Here is a 20,203-nt window from a genome sequence, read left to right as displayed (position 1 = left end):
CGCGGGCTCTGGCCCGTAAAGTCGAGGTATTGAAGTTTATGCAGATCATGGTTCGCGATAACAATGTCGACCAGGCCCTCCGCGCGCTCAAGAAGAAGCTGCAGCGTGAAGGCGTCTATCGCGAAATGAAGCTGCGTCGCCACTACGAGAAGCCGAGCGAGAAGCGCGCCCGTGAAAAGGCTGCCGCCGTTCGCCGCGCTCGCAAGCTCGAGCGCAAGCGGATGGAACGCGACGGCGTCAAGTAAGACGCTATTGCGGCCATTACCAAGCTAAGCCATGAGGGCGCGGAGCAATCCGCGCCCTTTGCGTTTCTGGAAGAGATCTGAATGACCGAGATTACCCGCGTTCCCTTGCAGCCGATCAAGAAAGGCTCGCTGACCAAGCTCTGGCTCGGCGTCATTGTCGCCATCCTGCTCGGCGCGGGTCTCGCATGGGCGGCGATGCCCAAGGGGCTCGACGTCGAAACCGTGACCGCCGGTTCGGGTGATTCGCCCAAGGTCGGTGACGTGGTCTTCGTCAATTACGTCGGCAAGCTGACCGACGGCACCGAGTTCGACCGTTCGCAGCCGCTGCCGGTGCCGCCGGGCCTGTTCCCCGAAGGCAATCCGCTGCTGCTCGAAGAAGGCGCGATCATCGACGGTTTCGTCGCCGGTCTGCAGCAGATGCAGAAGGGCGGCAGCTACGTGCTGACCATTCCCGCCGACCAGGCCTATGGTGCCGAACCGCCTCCGGGATCGCCGATTCCCGCCAATGCCGATCTGGTTTTTGAGATCGACGTGATCGATTTCATGAGCCGCGATGACTTCCAGGCCCGCGCTGCCGCGTTGCAGCAGATGATGGGTGCCGAAGGAGAAGCCGGCGCGGGACCGCCTGCGGGCGAATAAACGCAGCAGGGAAGGGCCGGGCGCATGAGTGAGGGAGAGACCGACCAAGCGCCCGGGACCCATGCCGATTGGCCGGTGCGCCCATGGGTGCTGGCCGCGCTGCTCGCGCTGGCCGGGCTCGCGGTTCATTTCGTTACCGACCCGGCTGGCGCCGATCTGGTCCCCTGGCGCGCAGCGTTGGCTGCGGCGTTGGTGTTCGGACCGCTGGCCTTTGCCTTCACGCTCGATCGCGCGCGCTGGAAAAAGCCGCTGGTCTTTGCCGGTGTGGTGGCGCTCGTCATGGCCGGGATCGCCTGGCGCGCGACTTCTGCGGGTGACCGTCATGCCGACCAGGCTTTCTGGGTGGCGGCGGGACTGGTCGCGATCACGCTGGCGCTGCCGCTGTTCCAGGCTGGTTTCCATCGCCTGCGCTGGCGGACGGCCTACGACCGCACGCATTTCCACGTCTGGACCGATGCCATTAGCGGTGCAGGCGCGCTGGTTTTTACCGGCGTCTCGTGGTTGCTGCTGCTGCTGCTCGCCGCGCTGTTCTCCGCCATCGACATCGATCTGGTCGAGAACCTCATCGACGAGGGCTGGTTCGGCTGGAGCTTTTCGGGCGCGGCCTTCGGCGCGGCGCTGGGTGTGCTGCGCAACCAGCTGAAGATCATCGGCACGCTGCAATCGGTGGTGATGCTGGTGTTCTCGATCATCGCGGTGCCAATGGCGATTGCGCTGGCAATCTTCCTGCTGGCAGTGCTGGCAAGCGGCATAGCGGTGCTGTGGAATGCGACCGAAAGCCCCACACCGCTGCTGCTCTCGGTAGCTGTGGCGGGTTTCGTGCTGGTCAATGCGGTGATCCGCAACGCCGATCATGAGGTGTCCGGCAATCGCGCACTGCGGTGGGCGGCGCTGGTGCTGGCGCTGGCAATCTTCCCGCTGGCGCTGCTCGCGGCGATTTCGACCGGCACGCGGATCGCCGAATACGGACTCAGCCCCGAACGGCTGTGGGGTATCGTCGCGGTGGCCGTGGCAGTGGCCTATGGCCTCGCCTATTTCATCGCTCCGATCCGAGGGCGCATGGCAGGGTGGATGGAGCGCGTGCGCAGCGCCAACATGCATCTTGCTGTGGCGACCTGCGTGCTGGCCTTCATTCTCGCGCTGCCATTGTTCGATTTCGGGGCGATCTCCGCGCGCAACCAGCTCGCGCGGCTGGAAAGCGGCAAGGTCGCCGTAGACGAATTCGATTTCGACGCGCTGCGCTGGGATTTCGGCGATGCGGGCCGCGAGGCGCTGGCGCGGCTTGCCGAGGGCAACGATCCCGACATCGCGGACCTTGCGAACGAAGCGCTCGAGGCGGAAATTCGGACTTATCGCAATGCCGAGAGAAGCGACGAGCGCGACAGCCGGCTTGCCAATCTGCGCCTGCAATTCGAAGACGCGGCCCTGCAGGAACTGGTCATACAACATGTCCGTGCTAGTGCGTGGCGTTGCAATGCACCTTGCGTGGCGCTGGATCTGGGAATGGGCGAGAACGGGAAGCGCATGGTGGCGCTGGTCGAAGGGGGCCGGGTCGCGCAGGAAGAATTCGACATTTCCGGTCCAGCCGATGAAGGTGCGGCCGAAAGGGCTGTGGAGGTCGCCACCCTCAATGAGGTCCCGGAGCCCGATCAGAGCGAGGACTCGACCGTCGAGATCCGCGAATGGACGGGGCGGCGTATCTATATCGACGGCCATCCCGCAGGGCAGCCTTTCGAATAGCATTGCATCGCAGCATCGTGCTTGAAGCGGGCCGCGCGCGCGGCTAGTGCGCGAGCATGTCAGTCACACGCGAAGAAGTGGCCAAGATCGCCTCGCTCGCCCGCATCAAGATGGGCGATGCCGAGCTCGATACGATGGTCCCCGAACTCAACAACATCCTCGACTGGGTCGAACAACTGGGCGAGGTCGATTGCAGCGGCGTCGAACCGATGACCGCGGTCATTCCCAACAGCTTGCGCCTGCGCGACGACGTGGTCGATGCGATCCCCGAAACCGCGGGTGGCCGCCGCGAGGATGTGCTGGCCAATGCGCCGGCGGCCGAACACGGCTTCTTCGGCGTGCCCAAGGTGATCGAATAATGAGCGAATTGACCAATCTCGGCGTTAAGGCGATCCGCGACGGCGTGGCGGACGGCAGCTTCACTGCGCGCGAGGTGGCCGAGGCTTTCAACACCGCCGTCGCCGATGCCGCCGACCTCAACGCCTTCATCGTGACCACGCCCGACCATGCGCTGGCCGCTGCCGATGCCGCCGATGCCCAGCGCGCGCGTGGCGAGGACCTGGGGATCATGGGCGGCGTGCCGATCGGCATGAAGGACCTGTTCGCCACCAAGGGCGTGCAGACCACTGCCGCGAGCCACATCCTCGAGGGCTTCACGCCCGAATACGAAAGCACCGTCAGCCAGAAGCTCTGGGACGCGGGTGCGGGCATGCTCGGCAAGCTCAACCTCGACCAGTTCGCGATGGGGTCCTCGAACGAGACGTCCTATTTCGGCAATGTCAATTCGCCGTGGCGCAAGGAAGGCAGCAATGCCGCGATGAGCCCGGGTGGTTCGTCGGGCGGTTCGTCCAGCGCGGTCGCCGCGCGTATCGCCCCGGCCGCAACGGGCACCGACACCGGCGGATCGATCCGTCAGCCCGCCGCCTTCACCGGCATCTGCGGGATCAAGCCGACCTATGGCCGCTGTTCGCGCTGGGGCGTGGTCGCCTTCGCTTCCAGCCTCGACCAGGCGGGCCCGATGGCACGCAGCGTCGAAGACTGCGCGATCATGCTCGAGGCCATGGCGGGCTTCGATCCCAAGGATGCGACCAGCCTGCAGATGGATGTTCCCACATGGGAAGCCGGGCTGGATGCCGACCTCAAGGGCAAGAAGATCGGTATCCCGAAGGAATACCGGATGGACGGCACCGACGAGGAAATCCTCAAGAGCTGGGAGCAGGGCAAGGAATGGCTGCGCGACGCGGGCGCGACAATCGTCGATGTCAGCCTGCCGCACACCAAATATGCGCTGCCCGCCTATTACATCGTCGCCCCCGCCGAAGCGTCGAGCAATCTCGCGCGCTATGACGGCGTGCGTTACGGCCTGCGCGACCTGCCCGACGGGGCGGGCCTGCAGGACATGTATGCCGCCACCCGCGCCGCCGGCTTCGGTGACGAGGTCAAGCGCCGGATCCTGATCGGCACCTATGTGCTGAGCGCAGGCTTCTACGATGCCTATTACACGCAGGCGCAGAAGATCCGCACGCTGGTGAGCCAGGACTTCGAGCAGGCGTTCGCGCAATGCGATGCGATCCTCGCGCCGACCACGCCGACCGCCAGCTTCCCGCTCGGTTCGCTCAACGAAGACCCGCTGACGATGTATCTCAACGACGTCTTCGCGGTGCCCGCCAGCCTCGCGGGCCTACCTGCGATGAGCGTTCCCGCCACGGTCAATGCCGATGGCCTGCCGCTCGGCCTGCAGATTGTCGGCAAGCCCTTCGACGAACAGGGCGTGCTCAACGCCGGACTCGCGATGCAGCAGCGTTCCGGGTTCGACGCACAGCCGGAGAAGTGGTGGTAATGCCCGGGGTCGGAATGCTTCTGGTCATCGTCGGGGCGATTTTCCTGACGGGCGCGGTCGCGTTCTATATTTCGCGCAACGTCGAGCATGGCGAAGCGCGTTTCGGCCCCGGCGGCGAACAGCTGCCCCCGCAGGCGCCCGCCGCCGAGAAGAAAGACATGAGCGTGAACCTCACGCAGAGCGAGAAGATCGATGACTAGTTACCGCATCCAGGGCGCGACGGGCGAATGGGAGGTCGTGATCGGCCTTGAAGTCCATGCGCAGGTCACTTCCAACGCCAAGCTGTTCAGCGGCGCTTCGACCGCCTTCGGCGCCGAACCCAATACGCAGGTGAGCCTCGTCGACGCGGCGATGCCGGGCATGCTGCCCGTGCCCAACCGCGAATGCATCCGCCAGGCGGTGCGTACCGGCATGGCGATCGACGCCGAGATCAACAAATACAGCCGGTTCGACCGCAAGAACTACTTCTACGCCGATCTGCCGCAGGGCTACCAGATCAGCCAGCTCTACCACCCGATCGTGGGCGAAGGGCAGCTGCTGATCGAGGCCGATGAGAAGGCCGGCATTCCCGAAGACAAGGTCATCGGCATCGAACGCATCCATGTCGAACAGGATGCGGGCAAGCTGATGCATGACCAGCATCCGACCATGTCCTATGTCGATTTGAACCGTTCGGGCGTGGCGCTGATGGAAATCGTCTCCAAGCCCGACATGCGCAGCCCGGCCGAAGCGGGTGCCTATGTGCGCAAGCTGCGCGCGATCCTGCGCTATGTCGGTTCGTGCGACGGGAACATGGAAGAGGGTTCGATGCGCGCCGACGTCAATGTCAGCGTGCGCAAGCCGGGCGAGGAATTCGGTACGCGGACCGAGACCAAGAACGTCAACTCGGTGCGCTTCGTGATGCAGGTCATCGAATACGAAGCCAACCGCCAGGTCGATGTGCTCGAGAATGGCGGGACGGTCGATCAGGAAACGCGCCTGTTCGATCCGAACACCGGCACCACGCGGACCATGCGCAGCAAGGAAGACGCGCATGACTATCGCTACTTCCCCGATCCCGACCTGCTGCCGCTCGAACTGGAAGATTCCTTCCTCGACGAATGCCGCGCTTCGCTCCCCGAACTGCCCGACGCCAAGCGTGCGCGCTATGAAAACGAGCTGGGCCTCACGCCCTACAATGCGCGCGAATTGACCGCCGAGGTCGAAACCTTCGCGCGTTTCGAAACACTGCTTGGCGTTGCCGCGGCGAAGATCGGCAAGCCCGAGGCCAAGGTCGCGACACAGGTGGCGAACTGGGCGCTTTCGGTGGCGCCGGGCGTGGTCAAGTCGCTGGGCGAGGAGGCCGACATGGCCAATGCCACTGCCGAAGCGCAGGCGGCCATTCTCGCCATGCAGGACAAGGGCGAAATCTCCGGCGGACAGGCCAAGGAGATTTACGAGATCGTCCTCAAGACCGGACGCGACCCCGAGGAAATCGCCGACAGCGAGGGCCTCAAACAGGTCAGCGATACCGGCGCGATCGAAACCGCGATCGACGAAATCCTCGCCAATAACGAGGACAAGGTCGAACAGTATCGCGGCGGCAAGGACAAGCTGTTCGGCTTCTTCGTCGGCCAGACGATGAAGGCGATGCAGGGCAAGGCCAACCCGGCGGTGGTCAACCAGATCCTCAAGGACAAGCTGGGCTGATCGTTCGGACGAGGGCCGAAACGCGCGGCCCTCGTCGAGCCGACAAGCCGCTGGCCGAGAGCGCGCTTGTCCGGTCTTGGGCCCGGCCTTAGTCCCCCGACCATTCCCGTGCATGCTGCACGGATGGAAGGGGACTGAATTCAATGAAGAATACCGCCGTGGTCGCAGCGCTTCTGGCCTGTGTCGCATCCGCCCCGCTGGCTGCCAAGGAGGGGATGTTCACCCCCGGCCAGCTACCCGAAATCGCCGAAGACCTGCGCGCCATGGGGCTCGAGGTCGCGCCCGAGAAGCTGGCCGATCTCACCGGTTTCCCGATGGGCGCGATCGTCCAACTGCAGGGCTGTTCGGCAAGTTTCGTTTCGCCCGAAGGGCTGGTGGTCACCAACCACCACTGCGCGCGCGGATCGGTGCAGTACAATTCGACCGCCGAGAACAACTATCTCGAAGACGGCTTCCTCGCGCAGGCCAAGGCCGACGAACTGCCCGCTGCGCCCGGATCGCGCGTCTATGTCACCACCGAAATCACCGATGTTACCGCACGCGTGCGCGACGGGATCGACACGCTCTCGCCGACCGAACGCTATGAAACGGTCGACCAGCGGGTGAAGGACATCACCGCCGAATGCGAACAGGACGTGGGCTTCCGCTGCCTGGTGGCGAGCTTCTATGGCGGCAAGGAATACACGCTGATCAAGCGGCTCGAGGTCAAGGACGTGCGGCTGGTCTACGCCCCCGCCGACGCGGTCGGCAAGTACGGCGGCGATATCGATAACTGGATGTGGCCGCGCCACACCGGCGACTTCGCCTTCTATCGCGCCTATGTCGCCCCGGATGGCTCTTCCGCCGAATATGCGGAAGAGAACGTACCTTACCGCCCCGAACACCATCTCAAGGTCAGCGCTGCGGGTCTCGATGATGGCGATTTCGTCATGGCGGCGGGCTATCCCGGTTCGACCCAGCGCTACACGCGGCTGGGCGAAGTCGAGAACACCTTCGGCTGGACCTATCCGACCTTCGTCACGCTGCTCAACGACTGGATCGACGCGATCGAGGAGGCTGCACCGCTGGGTTCGGACGCGCGGGTCAAATATGAATCGCGTCTCGCCGGGCTGAACAATTACGAGAAGAACCTGCGCGGGCAGATCGATGGCGCGCGCCGGGTCGGGCTGGTCGATCGCCGACGCGAACGCGAAGCCGCACTCAATACGTGGATCGCGGCCGCTGCCGCCCGGGCACCCTATGGCGAAGCCATCGCTGCGCTCGACACGCTGTCGGAAGAAAGCGCCACCGCGGCGCGGACCAATTTCTGGTATGGCAACGTCACGCGGCCGCAGCTGCTGTCGGCGGCGCAGCGGCTCTATCGCCTCGCCAAGGAGCGCGAGAAGCCCGATGCACAGCGCGAGAGCGGCTATCAGGAGCGCGACATGGCGTTCTTCCGCCAAAGCCTGCAGGCGCTCGACCGGCGTTATGACGCCGCGGTCGACAAGGCCGAATGGCTGCTGTTCCTCGACGGCTATCTCGAACAGCCCCCTGCCGAACGCGTCGCGGTCTTCGACGAGGCGCTGGGGATCGCGGGTGCGAGCGATATCGCGCAGGCCGAAGACGTGATCGACGGCTATTACGCTGCCACCACGCTCGACGAAACCGACACGCGGCTCGCGCTGATGGATGCCAGCGTCTCCGAGCTCGAAGCGAGCGGCGATCCGTTCATGCAGCTCGCGGTCGCGCTCTACGATTACGAGCGCAAGCTCGAGTCCGAGAGCGAGGAACGCGAGGGGCGCGCACTGGCGCTACGGCCCGCCTATATGGATGCGATCACACAATGGCAGCGCAGCCAGGGCGCTGCGACCTATCCCGATGCCAACAGCACGCTGCGCGTGACCTATGGCAAGGTGCGGGGCGGCAGTCCGCGTGACGGCATGGCCTATCTGCCGTTCACCACGCTGGAAGGAATCCTCGAAAAGGACACCGGGGAAGAGCCCTTCAATGCGCCCGAGGGCCAGCTTGCCAGCATCCAGGCGGGCGATTACGGCCCCTATGCGCTGGGCAGCATCGGTTCGGTGCCGGTCAACTTCCTCTCGGATCTCGACAGCACCGGCGGCAATAGCGGGTCGGCCACGCTCAATGCGCGCGCCGAACTGGTCGGCCTGCTGTTCGACGGCACCTTCGAAAGCGTCAATTCGGACTGGGATTTCGATCCGCGTACCACGCGCACGATCCATGTCGACACGCGCTACATGCTGTGGGTGATGGACAAGGTCGACGGCGCACAGGGCCTGATCGAGGAAATGGACATCGTCCGCTAGACCGAATGGCATTCACAACGGAAATGGGGCTGCCGGAGCGATCCGGCAGCCCCTTTTCGTGCGGTCAGCCGGCGCCCTCCTCGAGATAGGGGCGCACCAGTTCGCGCACATCGACCCGTGCTTCGAGCCGGGCAGCGAGCAGCGCGGTGCCGCTTACCTTGCGCTGCACGAACAGTGTCTCGACCGGGGGAATGTGCCAGGTCGACCGGTCGGCCGCCATCTCCATCCCCTGTTCGCGCAGCACCTCGACGAAGCCGCGATCACCGAAGTCGAACGGGCCGGGGCGGTTCATCTCGGTCACCACGATGTCGATCATCCGGTCGACCAGCGGGCGGTGACGGGCCACGACCGCTTCGCCCAGGAAGCCCGCCGCCCGGGCGGCTTCGCGGACCGCGTCGCGATCACCCGAAAGCCCTGCCGACAGGAGGTTCCGATAGCCTCGTGCGGTCGCAGGATCGACATCGCGCGCAGCCCCGAAATCGAGCAATACCAGGCGGCCGGTGTCGGGCTGGAAACGATAGTTGGCGAAATTGGGATCGGTCTGCATCGCGCCGAATTCGAACATTTCGCGCAGCACCAGTGCCATCAGGTCCCGCATGGCAGCGTCGCGCTGCTCCTGCGGGGCATCGGCCAGTGCTTCGATCGGAATGCCGTCGATGAAATCCATCGCCAGCACGCGCGCCGTGGTGAGCTCGGGCAACGGGCGCGGAACGACATAATCGGCATGTCCGTCGAGCCAGTCGGCGAAGCGGGTCATCTGCGCCGCCTCGCGCTCGTAATCGGCTTCCTCGTGCAACTGCCTTTTGGCTTCGGTGAGCAGCGGTGCGAGGTCCAATTCGCGCGGCAGGACGCCCGAGACACGCAGCAATGTAGCGACATTGTCGACATCGGAATCGATGCTTTCGCGCACGCCCGGGTACTGAACCTTGATCGCCAGCTCGCGGCCGTCGGGCAGCGTGGCGCGGTGTACCTGTCCGATCGATGCGGCGGCGATCGGAGTGGCGTTGAAGCGCGCGAAGCGGCGACGCCAGTCGGGTCCCCATTCGCTGTCGAGGACGCGGCGCAGTTGCTCCGGCGGCATGCGGTGCGCCTGCGAACGCAATTGCCCCAGGATCGCAGCGAGTTCGGGCGGCAAGAGGTCGCCCGCGTCCATCGAAATCATCTGGCCGAGCTTCATAGCCGCGCCGCGCAGGTGCGACAGGCGATCTGCCAGCCGCCCGACATTGCCGGGGGTCAGGACGAGGTCGCGCATCCGCGGGCGTTCTCCGCGTGCCAGCCGCCGCGCCCCTTCGCCCAGCATCCCCGAGGCGACACCGCCCGCCAGCCGGCCGAAGGCACCCAGTCGCGCGGCACGGCTCGACGGGATCGCACGGTGGCGCCTCTTGGGGTTGTCGTCATCGTCCATCGGTCATTCTTCCAAGCCTGTCCTCTCCGACAGGTTCCCACGGGGCGGCAGCGGCTCCAATACGCAAAAAGGGCGCCGGGATCGCTCCCGACGCCCTTTTTGATGCCGTTCCGGGGGCTTAGCCCTGGCGCTGGCCGGTCAGCGGCATGTCGCCGAATGCGCCGGCGTTGACAGTGCCGGTCATCTGGTCGCCCTCGACCGTGGCGGTGCAGTTGAGCGTCATCGGCATGGGGACGGTCATGTCCATCTTCCACTTGATCGTGTCGCCTTCGATCGTGCCGTCGGTGATGTCCATCGAGCCCATGCCGCCGGCCATCGAACCGGTGAAGCTGTTGCCGTCATCGCCGGGGACCACGGTCAGCGTGCCCTTCTGGTCGCCCATCGGGCTCTTCACGACGGTATCATAGGTGCCTGCTACGGACATGGAAGTTCCTCTCTTCACTTGAGGGTTTGTAGTGGCGTTTTCATCGCGCTTGCTGACACGAATGTCAATTATTCGGTGCCCGCCATCTCGACCCGTTCGACCGCGAGGCCGAGCTGCTCGAGTTGGGGTTCGACCACGCTGGCATCGCCCACGATCACCCAGACGAAGCGGTCGGGATCGATTGCCGCGCGCGCTGCTGCATCGAGGCTTTCGGCGGTCTGCGCACGATAGCGATCGGCCACGCGCTCGTAATAGTCGTCCGGGCGACCGTACATGGCGTTGGTCTGCATCGCGCCGAGGATCGCGCCCGAGGTTTCGAACTGGCCGGGCAATTCACCGATTTCGGCGGTGACGATCCGGGTCAGTTCGGCCTCGGTAATGCCGCGCGTGTCGAGGAATTCGCCGGTCTCGCGGATGAGTTCGGCCAGCGCATCGCCGGTCCGGTCGGCCTGGACAGGTGCCCGCACCGTATAGGCAACGGCGTTCTCATTGGTCAGCGGCGCGCCGCGCACGCCATAGCTCCAGCCCTTGGTCTCGCGCAGGTTCATGTTGAGCCGTGCGAGGAAGTTGCCTCCCAGCGCATTGTTGGCGTTGAGGAAGTCGACATAGGTCTCGCCGCGTGGGTCGACCGAGGTTAGCTGCCCGCCGTAGATGTAGCTCTGCGGCGAATTGGGCCGGTTGACCAGCACGATGCGGCTTTCGGTGGACGCTGCGGGCGCGTCGTCGAAGCTCTTGGTGCCCTTGGCGACCGCAGGGGCCTGCCAGTCGCCAAGCACGCCGTTCAGCGCCGTTTCGATCTCGGCCAGCGGGCGGTCGGAAACGACGAACACTGCGCCGTTGTCGGGACGGATCCAGCGGTCCTTGAAGCCGGTGATGTCTTCGCGCGTGATCGCGCTCAGCGACGCGACGGTACCCGTGTCGGGTCCGGCATAGGGGCTTTCGGCGCCATAGATCAGTGGCGAGATCGTGCGCGCGGCAATCGCCGACGGAGTGCGCAGTTCCTGCTCGACCCCGGTTATGCGCTGGGCGCGCACGCGGTCGATCTCGGACTGGGCGAAGGCCGGGTTACGGACGATGTCCGACAGCAGTTCGAGCGAGGGCACGAGATTGGCCGAAAGCGCGGAAAGCGTGAAGCTAGACCGGTCGGCGCCGCCGCCGAGCGAGATATTGGCACCCAGACGTTCGCTGGTCTCGGCAATCTCGCGCGAGCTCATGGTGGTGGTGCCTTCCTCGAACAGGCCGAGGGCGAGCCCTTCGAGCCCGCGCTTGTCCGCCGGATCGGCGGTGCTGCCCGCATCGAAGGACAGCGTGACATAGGTGGCGGGGATGGCGTCGCGCTGCGCGTAATGCAGCGCCATGCCGTTCGCCAGCGTGGTGTGCTGGACCTCGGGGAAGTCGAGTTCGGCAACCGAGTCGATGGGCGGGGCCGGGCGGACCTTGGTCACCGTCACCTCTTCGGCGGGATCGCCGTCGCCAGCGGCCTCCGCAACGCCCGCAGCTTCCTCGTAGGAGCCGTCACGTTCGCCCGGCTTGAGCACGAGCGTGAAAGAGGGGCGGGTCATCCAGCGCTGCATCGCCGCCTGCACTTCGCCGGGGGTCAGCGTGGCGAGGATTTCGAACTGGCGGGCATAGAAGCTCGGATCGTCGGCGAGCACTTCACCCGAAGCGAGCGTCACCGCCTTGCCGCCGAAGCCGCCAACCTGTTCCAGACCGCGGATCGTGCCGGCAACGGTGCTCGTCGCAGCGCGGCGCACTTCGTCTTCGGTCGGGCCTTCGGCGATGAACTGTGCGACCAGCTCGTCCAGCCGGCGTTCGACCTCGGACTCGTCGACATCGGGACGTGCGGTGGCCGATACGTTGAGGATGCCCACGCGCTGCCAGGCGTAATTGCCCGCCGAAACGCTCACTGCGAGCTGTTCGTCGCGCACCAGCGTGTTGTCCAGTCGGCTGGAGGACAGGCCGCCGAGGATCTGTGCCCCCACGGTCAGCGCGGTCAGCTCGCGATCGGTAATGCCGGGGGCGGTCCAATATTTGTCGATCGAGACAGCGGCGACCTGGTCGCGCATGACCGTGCGCACGTCCTCGGTCAGTTCGGTGACTTCGGCATGTGCGGGTTCGTTCACCGGGCCGCGCGCGATCGGGCCGAAGTACTTTTCCACCAGCGGGCGGGCTTCGTCTGCCGAGACATCGCCGGCCAGAACGACGGTCGCGTTGTTCGGACCGTATTTGTCGCGGAACCAGTTGCGGACGTCTTCCATGCTCGCGCTGTCGAGATCGGCCATCGAGCCGATCGGTGTGTGGTCGTAGGGATGCGGCGCGGGGAAAAGCGCCTTGATGATTTCGTAGAAGACCAGCCCGCCCGGCTGGTTGTCGCCCTGGCGCTTTTCATTCTGCACGACACCGCGCTGGTTATCGAGCTTGTCCTGCGTCACTGCGCCGAGAAGATACCCCATGCGGTCGCTTTCGAGCCACAGCGCGCGTTCGAGCGCGGGGGTCGGGACGGTCTGGAAATAGTTGGTGCGGTCGAAATTGGTGGTGCCGTTGTAATCGGTGGCCCCCATTTCCTGCAGGTACTGGAAATAATCCTCGGGGGCGTTCTCGCTGCCGTTGAACATCAGATGTTCGAACAGATGCGCGAAACCCGACTTGCCCTTGGGTTCGTCCTTGGAGCCGACATTGTACCACACTGCGACCGCGACGATCGGCGCCTTGCGGTCGGTATGGACGATGACATCGAGGCCATTTTCGAGCGTGAACTTCTCGTAGGGGATGTCGACCTGGTCGACGAGCGTCGAGAGTTCGGCTGGAGCGGCATCTGCGGTGCTTGCGGCAACGTTCGCTGCGGGAGCTTGGGCGAACGCAGGGGCGCCGGTGCCGAGCGCGAGAGCAAGAGCGCTGGCGGTGAGAAGGGGCTTGAACTGCATGGTACCTCGATTGGTTGAACGGACATGTCGCCCGGACGGAGAATAGGGGATCAGCGGCGGTTGGTCACGGTTTTCCGAGACGCCGCATGGGCGACAACGTCGTCACGCCAGAAATGGACCGGCTTCAAGCGGTGCTGGACGAACAGCATAGCCTGATCGGTGTAGTGCGGGGAAGCGGGACGCGTGGTCGCCGCGCCGAAGGGCTGGATCGACCGCGAGGATACGCGTTCGCCGGGCAGCCATTCGACCCACTGGATGAAGCTGTCGCCATGGCGGACCGAAAGCCGGCCGTCCTCGTCGACGTCCCAGGTGGTCGAGGCGCGCAGCGTGTCAGAACCGCCATCGAGCGGCAGATCGACATCGCCCTGCCGCAGTCGCAGCACCTCGCCCATCGGCGGGTCGATGCGTCCGAAGTGCTCGGTGAGATGCGCCACCTGCCGGGCCAGTTCGTCGCGGGCATCGGGCCATGGCTTGTTCTGATAGCTCGACGACATGAATTCGCGGATCATCAGCAGGGCAAGGGCATCGGCGCGGCCAACGCTGTCGGCGGTGAAATCCCAACCCATCAGCATGTCGCGCGCATCGGCCAACTCCGCTTCGTCCGACAGGTCGAGCGCCTGCAATTCGTCCCACAGTCGCGCGACATAACCGGCGCGATCATAAGCGGTGTCGTATTTGATCGCCTCCAGCGTGGCGCGGTCGAGCGTTTCGGCCTCGCTCATCAATTTCCACGCACGACGCGACCGGTTGGTCTGCTTGAGTTCGACGCCAAGTTCGGGCGCGAAATCTTCTGGCGCGAGGTCGCTGCCCGCGCCGGCGGCGGTGTAAGGCGTGTTGTTGGCGTTGTAGATCCAGCCGCTGGCCGGATTTACATAGCGCGGCAGCCGTTCATAGCTGACCGGCCCCGACCAGATCGCCCGGGGATCGTCGCCGGGCAGGATATTGCGCCAGTCGTACCCTTTCACGCGGTCGGGCAGCGCGGCGTTGTAGATATAGGCGATGTTGCCCGCCTTATCGCCATAGATGAAGTTGGTGGACGGGATGTCCATCCGCGCGAGGATGGTCTCGAACTGCTCGAGATCGGTTGCCTTGTTGAGCCGGTAATAGGCATCGAGCTGGCCGAGATTGCCGATTCCGCCATAGCGGATAGCGAAGAAGCCGTCGTCGTTCCTGATCACCGGACCATGGACGCTGCGATAGACCGTACGCCGAATGGGCAGCGTGACGGGGCCGAGCTTGACCGGCAAGGTGACCGTCGTCGCTTCGAGGTCGCGCCATTCGCCGCCGATCCGGTATCGGCTTTCGTCCTCGCTCATCTCCAGCCGATAGACATCGACCATGTCGGGCGTGTTGACCGTATTGGTCCAGCCGAGGTGCTCGCTATGCCCGAGGAAAGGGAAGGGGCTGCCGGGGAAATTCGCGCCCGCATAATGCCAGCCTTCCTCGCTCTCGACGACCAGTTCGTACCACGCCACGCCGCCGCGCCAAGGCTGGTGACTGTTCGAAACGAGAATGGTCGGGCCGCCCGATTTCTCAGGGGTCACCGCGAAGGCGTTGGAACCGGCCAGGGCGCCGTCCTCGCCCCAGGGGAGCGGGTGTGCGCGGACCTGGTCGGGGGCGCGCTCGGAGGGCGTTTCGCTGCTGTCTGCTGTCGGGGCTGCGCTGCTGCCATCGGCCACGGGTATCGCCGGGCCGTGTTCGCGGTTGAGCGGCTTGCCCGAGACCAGCGGTTCGATGATGTTACCGAGGCCGAAGAAGAACGGCTGCCGCAGCGCGAAGCCGGCAGCGACATCCGTTCCGTCGACGGGGAAGAGATTGCCCAGCTTGACTTCGCCTGGATGCGTTGCGGCATATTCGTTGAGGCCCGCGGCATAGGCATCGAACAGCGCGCGCGTGTCTTCGGGGAGATGCGGATATTCGCGTTCGGCAAGACCGCGCGCATCGAGCAGGTGATAGGCGTAGTCGAAGGCTGCACCCTCTTCGCCCGCGATCGCGCCATAGCGCCCGCGGCTCATCGCGATAACGTCCTGCAGCGTGAAGAAATCGTCCTCGGCATGCGCTACGGCGACGCCGTAGGCGACATCGGCATCGGTCTTCCCGTAGATATGGGGGACGCCGAAATCGTCGCGGATGATCTCGGCGGTATAGATGCGTTCGGGCAGGGTGATATCGTCGCGCTTGGCCCAGAAGGGTTCCCAAGTCGCAAGACCGACGAACACGCTCAGTCCCAGCACCACCAGCGCAATGCCGATGCGCCCCAGCCATTTTGTCATAGATTTCCGTCCTCTCTTGCAACTCGCCTAGCGAGCGCCGCCAGACGACGCAATGCGATTGGGCAAAACCGCTTCGCGGCTGTTCCCCGGAGCGGGTCCTGCTCGCTAACCAGCAGGCAGTGACAGCGCAGATCACCATCGGAACCGATTCTGCCGGCAAGCCGGTCGAATTCGACATCGAGGAACTCCTCGCCACCCGTTTGCTCGTCCAGGGCAATTCGGGCAGCGGCAAGTCGCACCTGCTGCGCCGCTTGCTCGAAGAGAGCGCAGGGATGGTCCAGCAGGTGGTGATCGATCCCGAGGGTGATTTCCCCAGCCTTGCCGAAGAATTCGGCCATGTCGTGATCGACGGCTCGGCCTATTCGCCGGGCGAGATCGAGGCGCTGGCCCGGCGTATCCGCGAACACCGCGCCAGCGTGGTGCTCGATCTCGACGGGCTTGAGGTCGAACAGCAGATCCGCTGCGCGGCACAATTCCTGACCGCTCTGTTCGATGCCCCGCGCGAGCACTGGTATCCCGCGCTGGTGGTGGTCGACGAGGCGCAGATGTTCGCTCCTGCAGCCGCGGGCGAAATGGCCGAAGACACGCGCCGGATGACGCTGACCGCAATGACCAACCTCATGTGCCGGGGGCGCAAGCGCGGTCTCGCGGGGATTGTCGCGACGCAGCGGCTGGCGAAGCTGGCCAAGAATGTCGCTGCGGAAGCCTCGAACTTCCTCATGGGGCGCACCTTTCTCGATATCGACATGGTCCGCGCCGCCGATTTGCTCGGCATGGAGCGGCGACAGGCCGAGCGTATCCGCGAGCTCGAGCGCGGCCACTTCCTCGCGCTTGGACCCGCGATCACGCGGCTTCCGCTTGCTTGCAAGATCGGCCCGGTGAAGACGGGCAACCAGGTGCGCAGCGAAGGGCTTATGGCGCTGCCCGACACCGCGCCCGAAGACATGGCGGCGCTGCTGACCACCGACCTCGCCAGCGACGTCGCCAAGGCACCGCCGCCTCCGGCGCCGCCTCCCGCGCCGCGGGTCGAGGACATGGAAGACAGCATCGCGCGAGCCGAGGAACGCCAGGTGGAGACACCCGCCGAACCGGTCGATACGTCTGCCGTTGCCAGGCGGATCGGTGAAATCATCCGTGAACTTGCGAGCGAGGAAGGTGTCGCCTTCCAGTCGGCGAGCGCGCAATACCAGACCTTCCTGTCGCGCTGCCGGCGTGAACGCCTGATCGGCCCGATGCCCGACATGCGCGCCTTCCGGCGTCGTTTTGCGGTCGCGGGGGCGGGGCTGGAGGAACTGGACGAGGTCCTGCAGGCGCGGATCATGGAACTCGCCGGAGCGGTGGAAGAAGACCTGCTCGGCCCCTTCCTCGTCATTGCTAAGGCAGCGCATGCGGGCGAGACGCAGGTCGATGAGAACGAACTGGCGCGCGCCTACGGAACCAGCTCGCCGGGGCGCATCCGGCGCCTGCTCGATCATCTCGAACGCCAGGGGCTGGTCGTTGTGCGCGAGGATTTCGGCGGCGACCGGACGGTCATGGTGCCGGGGCTGGAGCCGCTCGCAAACGGTTGATACGGCGCGGCGGTCTGCATAGACCGGACCCATGGACCATGCCGATTTTGCCCATTTCGCCGCGCTCGACATTCGCGCTGGCACCGTGACCCGCGCCGAACCCTTCCCCGAGGCGCGCCGTCCGGCGATCAAGCTGTGGGTCGATTGCGGCCCCGACATCGGTGAACGCAAAAGCTCTGCGCAGATCACCGACCATTACACCCCGGAAGACCTCGTCGGGCAGCGGGTAATGGCAGTGGTCAATTTTGCGCCGCGCCAGATCGGCCCGGTCATGTCCGAGATCCTCGTGCTCGGCTTTCCCGACGCCGCCGGGGCTATATTTCTGGCCCGGCCCGATCCGGACGTGCCCGACGGCGCGCGGCTGGCCTGAATTTTCGGCCGGTGGCTTCACAACCCACGTCGCACCCCTATATCCGACTAATACACCTCGTTTATTTCGCGACGGGGCTTGTGTTGCATAATCGCAACACCATATTCGGACGGCAATTTGTGATTGGGGTGTTTGCATGAATCTCGAAAAGTTCACCGACCGCGCCAAGGGTTTTCTCCAGGCTGCGCAGACCGTCGCCATCCGCCTGAACCATCAGCGGATCTCGCCCGCGCATCTGCTCAAGGCGCTGCTCGACGACGAGCAGGGCATGGCCGCGCAACTGCTCCAGCGCGCCGGCGGCAATCCGGGCGTGGCAATTACCGAAGTCGATAACGCGCTGGCCAAGGTGCCCGCGGTATCGGGCGGCGGTGCGCAGCAGACGCCGGGGCTCGACAATGATGCGGTACGCGCGCTCGACAGCGCAGAACAGCTGGCAGAAAAGGCGGGCGACAGCTTCGTTCCCGTCCAGCGCCTGTTGCAGGCTCTCGCACTGGCGGACAATGACGCGGGCAAGGCGCTCAAGGCTGCCGGGATCGATGCCAAGTCGCTCGAGGCCGCGATCCAGGAAGTAACCGGCGGACGCGCCGCGGATAGCGCGGGCGCGGAAGAAAGCTATGACGCGATGAAGAAATACGCCCGCGACCTGACGCAGGCGGCGCGCGACGGCAAGCTCGATCCCGTCATCGGCCGTGACGAGGAGATCCGCCGGACCGTGCAGATCCTCGCCCGCCGGACCAAGAACAATCCCGCCCTGATCGGCGAACCCGGCACGGGCAAGACCGCGATCGCCGAAGGTCTTGCACTGCGCATCGCCAATGGCGACGTGCCCGACAGCCTGAAAGGGCGCACGCTGATGGCGCTCGACATGGGCGCGCTGATCGCGGGCGCTAAATATCGCGGCGAGTTCGAGGAACGATTGAAGGCGGTGCTCGACGAAGTGAAGGGTGCCGAGGGGCAGATCATCCTGTTCATCGACGAGATGCACACGCTGATCGGCGCGGGCGCGAGCGAAGGCAGCATGGATGCGGGCAATTTGCTCAAGCCCGCGCTGTCGCGCGGCGAGCTGCATTGCATCGGCGCCACCACGCTCGACGAATACCAGAAGTATGTCGAGAAGGACCCCGCGCTGCAGCGGCGGTTTCAGCCGGTCTATATCGACGAACCCAGCGTGGAAGACACGGTCAGCATCCTGCGCGGGATCAAGGACAAGTACGAGCTGCATCATGGCGTGCGCATCACCGACGGCGCGATCGTCGCGGCGGCGCAGCTGTCCAATCGCTATATCCAGAACCGCTTCCTGCCCGACAAGGCGATCGACCTGATGGACGAGGCTGCGAGCCGCATCCGCATGGAGGTGGAAAGCAAGCCCGAGGAAATCGAGGGGCTCGATCGGCGGATCATCCAACTGCGGATCGAGGAACAGGCGCTGCAGAAGGAAACCGACAGCGCCTCGAAGGATCGTCTCGCCACGCTGCGCAAGGAGCTGTCCGAGCTCGAACAGCAGTCCAGCGAACTGACCACGCGGTGGCAGAACGAGCGCGACAAAATTCATGCCGAAGGCCGGATCAAGGAAGAGCTCGACCAGGCGCGGCTCGAACTGGAGCAGGCGCAGCGCGCGGGCGACCTCGCCAAGGCCGGCGAACTGCAATACGGGCGCATTCCCGAACTCGAGACCAGGCTCGAGGAGGCGGCCGGCCACACCGACAATGCGCTGCTCAAGGAAGAGGTTACCGAGGACGACATCGCCGGGGTGGTCAGCCGCTGGACGGGCATTCCCGTCGACCGGATGATGGAAGGCGAGCGCGAGAAGCTGCTCGACATGGAAAACATCCTCGCCAAGCGCGTCATTGGCCAGAGCCAGGCGATCGATGCCGTGTCCAAGGCCGTCCGCCGTGCGCGGGCGGGCCTGCAGGATCCGGGCCGCCCGCTGGGCAGCTTCCTGTTCCTAGGCCCGACCGGCGTGGGCAAGACTGAACTGACCAAGGCACTCGCCGGCTTTCTGTTCGACGATGACAGCGCGATGGTGCGCATCGACATGAGCGAGTTCATGGAGAAGCACGCGGTTGCGCGGCTGATCGGCGCGCCTCCGGGCTATGTCGGCTACGAGGAAGGCGGCGTGCTGACCGAAGCGGTCCGCCGCCGGCCCTACCAGGTGGTGTTGTTCGACGAGGTCGAGAAGGCGCACAGCGACGTGTTCAACGTGCTGCTGCAGGTGCTCGACGACGGGCGGCTGACCGACGGGCAAGGGCGTGTGGTGGACTTCAGCAATACGCTGATCATCCTCACGTCGAACCTCGGCAGCCAGTATTTGGCCAATATGGAGGACGACCAGAAGGTCGCGGATGTCGAGCCGCAGGTGATGGATGTGGTGCGCGGGCATTTCCGCCCCGAGTTCCTCAACCGGCTGGACGAGATCATCCTGTTCCATCGTCTGGCGCAGGAACACATGGCGCCGATCGTCGATATCCAGGTCGCGCGGGTGCAGAAGCTGCTGAAGGATCGCAACATCGTGCTCGACCTGACCGAGGCGGCGAAGAAGTGGCTCGGCCGGGTGGGTTACGACCCGGTCTATGGCGCTCGCCCGCTCAAGCGTGCGGTGCAGCGCTACGTGCAGGACCCGCTGGCGGACATGATCCTTGCGGGCAATGTCCCCGACGGCTCCAAGGTTGCGATCGACGAGGGCGACGGCGAACTGGCGATGACGATCACCTGATCGCGCCGGACGCGATGCCGAAACGAAAAAGGGCCCCGGTTTCCCGGGGCCCTTTCTTTTGTGCCGT

Annotated in this window: 15 protein-coding genes; 11 read left to right on the top strand and 4 right to left on the bottom strand. The window is 65.1% G+C overall.

Features of this window, described 5'->3' with window-relative positions:
• The first annotated feature begins 38 nt into the window (after window positions 1-38).
• The 8 genes from rpsU to FHS69_RS06270 all read left to right on the top strand — a co-directional run bounded on the left by rpsU (window position 39) and on the right by FHS69_RS06270 (window position 8,459).
• Window positions 39-245: a 30S ribosomal protein S21 gene (gene rpsU / locus FHS69_RS06305; RefSeq protein WP_007011585.1), complete on the top strand. Its 207-nt coding sequence runs from the start codon at window positions 39-41 to the stop codon at window positions 243-245.
• An 81-nt stretch (window positions 246-326) separates the two neighbouring features.
• Window positions 327-884, top strand: coding sequence for an FKBP-type peptidyl-prolyl cis-trans isomerase (locus FHS69_RS06300; RefSeq protein WP_067462741.1), 558 nt, complete (start codon window positions 327-329; stop codon window positions 882-884).
• 24 nt (window positions 885-908) lie between these two features.
• Window positions 909-2,624: a DUF4153 domain-containing protein gene (locus FHS69_RS06295; protein ID WP_166776939.1), complete on the top strand. Its 1,716-nt coding sequence runs from the start codon at window positions 909-911 to the stop codon at window positions 2,622-2,624.
• Window positions 2,625-2,680: 56 nt separating this feature from the next.
• Window positions 2,681-2,983, top strand: coding sequence for an Asp-tRNA(Asn)/Glu-tRNA(Gln) amidotransferase subunit GatC (gatC, locus tag FHS69_RS06290; protein ID WP_166776938.1), 303 nt, complete (start codon window positions 2,681-2,683; stop codon window positions 2,981-2,983).
• Window positions 2,983-4,464: an Asp-tRNA(Asn)/Glu-tRNA(Gln) amidotransferase subunit GatA gene (gatA, locus tag FHS69_RS06285; RefSeq protein WP_166776937.1), complete on the top strand. Its 1,482-nt coding sequence runs from the start codon at window positions 2,983-2,985 to the stop codon at window positions 4,462-4,464. Before gatC ends, gatA begins: the two co-directional genes overlap by 1 nt.
• A complete protein-coding gene (locus FHS69_RS06280) occupies window positions 4,464-4,664 on the top strand; it encodes a hypothetical protein (protein WP_166776936.1) in 201 nt (66 codons plus the stop codon). Before gatA ends, FHS69_RS06280 begins: the two co-directional genes overlap by 1 nt.
• Window positions 4,657-6,153: an Asp-tRNA(Asn)/Glu-tRNA(Gln) amidotransferase subunit GatB gene (gene gatB, locus FHS69_RS06275; protein WP_166776935.1), complete on the top strand. Its 1,497-nt coding sequence runs from the start codon at window positions 4,657-4,659 to the stop codon at window positions 6,151-6,153. Before FHS69_RS06280 ends, gatB begins: the two co-directional genes overlap by 8 nt.
• A gap of 143 nt (window positions 6,154-6,296) precedes the next feature.
• Complete coding sequence (locus tag FHS69_RS06270) at window positions 6,297-8,459, top strand: S46 family peptidase (RefSeq protein ID WP_166776934.1); 2,163 nt, start codon at window positions 6,297-6,299, stop codon at window positions 8,457-8,459.
• 64 nt (window positions 8,460-8,523) lie between these two features.
• Here FHS69_RS06270 and FHS69_RS06265 read toward each other — a convergent pair whose 3' ends face one another.
• The 4 genes from FHS69_RS06265 to FHS69_RS06250 all read right to left on the bottom strand — a co-directional run bounded on the left by FHS69_RS06265 (window position 8,524) and on the right by FHS69_RS06250 (window position 15,485).
• Window positions 8,524-9,864 carry an ABC1 kinase family protein gene (locus FHS69_RS06265; RefSeq protein ID WP_166776933.1) on the bottom strand — a complete coding sequence of 447 codons (1,341 nt, stop codon included), beginning with the start codon at window positions 9,862-9,864 and terminating at the stop codon, window positions 8,524-8,526.
• Window positions 9,865-9,982: 118 nt separating this feature from the next.
• The gene (locus FHS69_RS06260; protein ID WP_067462765.1) at window positions 9,983-10,288 is read right to left on the bottom strand and encodes a hypothetical protein; all 306 of its coding nucleotides are present in this window, start codon (window positions 10,286-10,288) and stop codon (window positions 9,983-9,985) included.
• Window positions 10,289-10,356: 68 nt separating this feature from the next.
• A complete protein-coding gene (locus FHS69_RS06255) occupies window positions 10,357-13,212 on the bottom strand; it encodes a M16 family metallopeptidase (protein WP_166776932.1) in 2,856 nt (951 codons plus the stop codon).
• A gap of 50 nt (window positions 13,213-13,262) precedes the next feature.
• The gene (locus tag FHS69_RS06250) at window positions 13,263-15,485 is read right to left on the bottom strand and encodes an acylase (protein ID WP_166776931.1); all 2,223 of its coding nucleotides are present in this window, start codon (window positions 15,483-15,485) and stop codon (window positions 13,263-13,265) included.
• Window positions 15,486-15,604: 119 nt separating this feature from the next.
• Here FHS69_RS06250 and FHS69_RS06245 point away from each other — a divergent pair, with 119 nt between their 5' ends.
• The 3 genes from FHS69_RS06245 (at window position 15,605) to clpB (ending at window position 20,136) form a co-directional block, all read left to right on the top strand.
• A complete protein-coding gene (locus tag FHS69_RS06245) occupies window positions 15,605-17,053 on the top strand; it encodes a helicase HerA domain-containing protein (RefSeq protein ID WP_067462773.1) in 1,449 nt (482 codons plus the stop codon).
• A gap of 31 nt (window positions 17,054-17,084) precedes the next feature.
• On the top strand, window positions 17,085-17,423 hold the full coding sequence (locus tag FHS69_RS06240) for a tRNA-binding protein (RefSeq protein ID WP_166776930.1): 339 nt from the start codon (window positions 17,085-17,087) through the stop codon (window positions 17,421-17,423).
• Between the two features lie 136 nt (window positions 17,424-17,559).
• A complete protein-coding gene (gene clpB / locus FHS69_RS06235; RefSeq protein WP_166776929.1) occupies window positions 17,560-20,136 on the top strand; it encodes an ATP-dependent chaperone ClpB in 2,577 nt (858 codons plus the stop codon).
• Window positions 20,137-20,203: the final 67 nt, after the last annotated feature.

Source organism: Qipengyuania flava, from assembly GCF_011762005.1.
GTDB classification, from domain to species: Bacteria; Pseudomonadota; Alphaproteobacteria; order Sphingomonadales; family Sphingomonadaceae; genus Qipengyuania; species Qipengyuania flava.
Note: the sequence above shows the minus strand (reverse complement) of the source record. Positions and strands in the feature narration are given on the sequence as shown.

Excerpts from the sequence above, each read along its gene's own strand:
- rpsU (WP_007011585.1), top strand. The coding sequence starts at position 39 with ATGCAGATCATGGTTCGCGATAACAATGTCGACCAGGCCCTCCGCGCG.
- FHS69_RS06300 (WP_067462741.1), top strand. The coding sequence starts at position 327 with ATGACCGAGATTACCCGCGTTCCCTTGCAGCCGATCAAGAAAGGCTCG.
- FHS69_RS06295 (WP_166776939.1), top strand. The coding sequence starts at position 909 with ATGAGTGAGGGAGAGACCGACCAAGCGCCCGGGACCCATGCCGATTGG.
- gatC (WP_166776938.1), top strand. The coding sequence starts at position 2,681 with ATGTCAGTCACACGCGAAGAAGTGGCCAAGATCGCCTCGCTCGCCCGC.
- gatA (WP_166776937.1), top strand. The coding sequence starts at position 2,983 with ATGAGCGAATTGACCAATCTCGGCGTTAAGGCGATCCGCGACGGCGTG.
- FHS69_RS06280 (WP_166776936.1), top strand. The coding sequence starts at position 4,464 with ATGCCCGGGGTCGGAATGCTTCTGGTCATCGTCGGGGCGATTTTCCTG.
- gatB (WP_166776935.1), top strand. The coding sequence starts at position 4,657 with ATGACTAGTTACCGCATCCAGGGCGCGACGGGCGAATGGGAGGTCGTG.
- FHS69_RS06270 (WP_166776934.1), top strand. The coding sequence starts at position 6,297 with ATGAAGAATACCGCCGTGGTCGCAGCGCTTCTGGCCTGTGTCGCATCC.
- FHS69_RS06265 (WP_166776933.1), bottom strand. The coding sequence starts at position 9,864 with ATGGACGATGACGACAACCCCAAGAGGCGCCACCGTGCGATCCCGTCG.
- FHS69_RS06260 (WP_067462765.1), bottom strand. The coding sequence starts at position 10,288 with ATGTCCGTAGCAGGCACCTATGATACCGTCGTGAAGAGCCCGATGGGC.
- FHS69_RS06255 (WP_166776932.1), bottom strand. The coding sequence starts at position 13,212 with ATGCAGTTCAAGCCCCTTCTCACCGCCAGCGCTCTTGCTCTCGCGCTC.
- FHS69_RS06250 (WP_166776931.1), bottom strand. The coding sequence starts at position 15,485 with ATGACAAAATGGCTGGGGCGCATCGGCATTGCGCTGGTGGTGCTGGGA.
- FHS69_RS06240 (WP_166776930.1), top strand. The coding sequence starts at position 17,085 with ATGGACCATGCCGATTTTGCCCATTTCGCCGCGCTCGACATTCGCGCT.
- clpB (WP_166776929.1), top strand. The coding sequence starts at position 17,560 with ATGAATCTCGAAAAGTTCACCGACCGCGCCAAGGGTTTTCTCCAGGCT.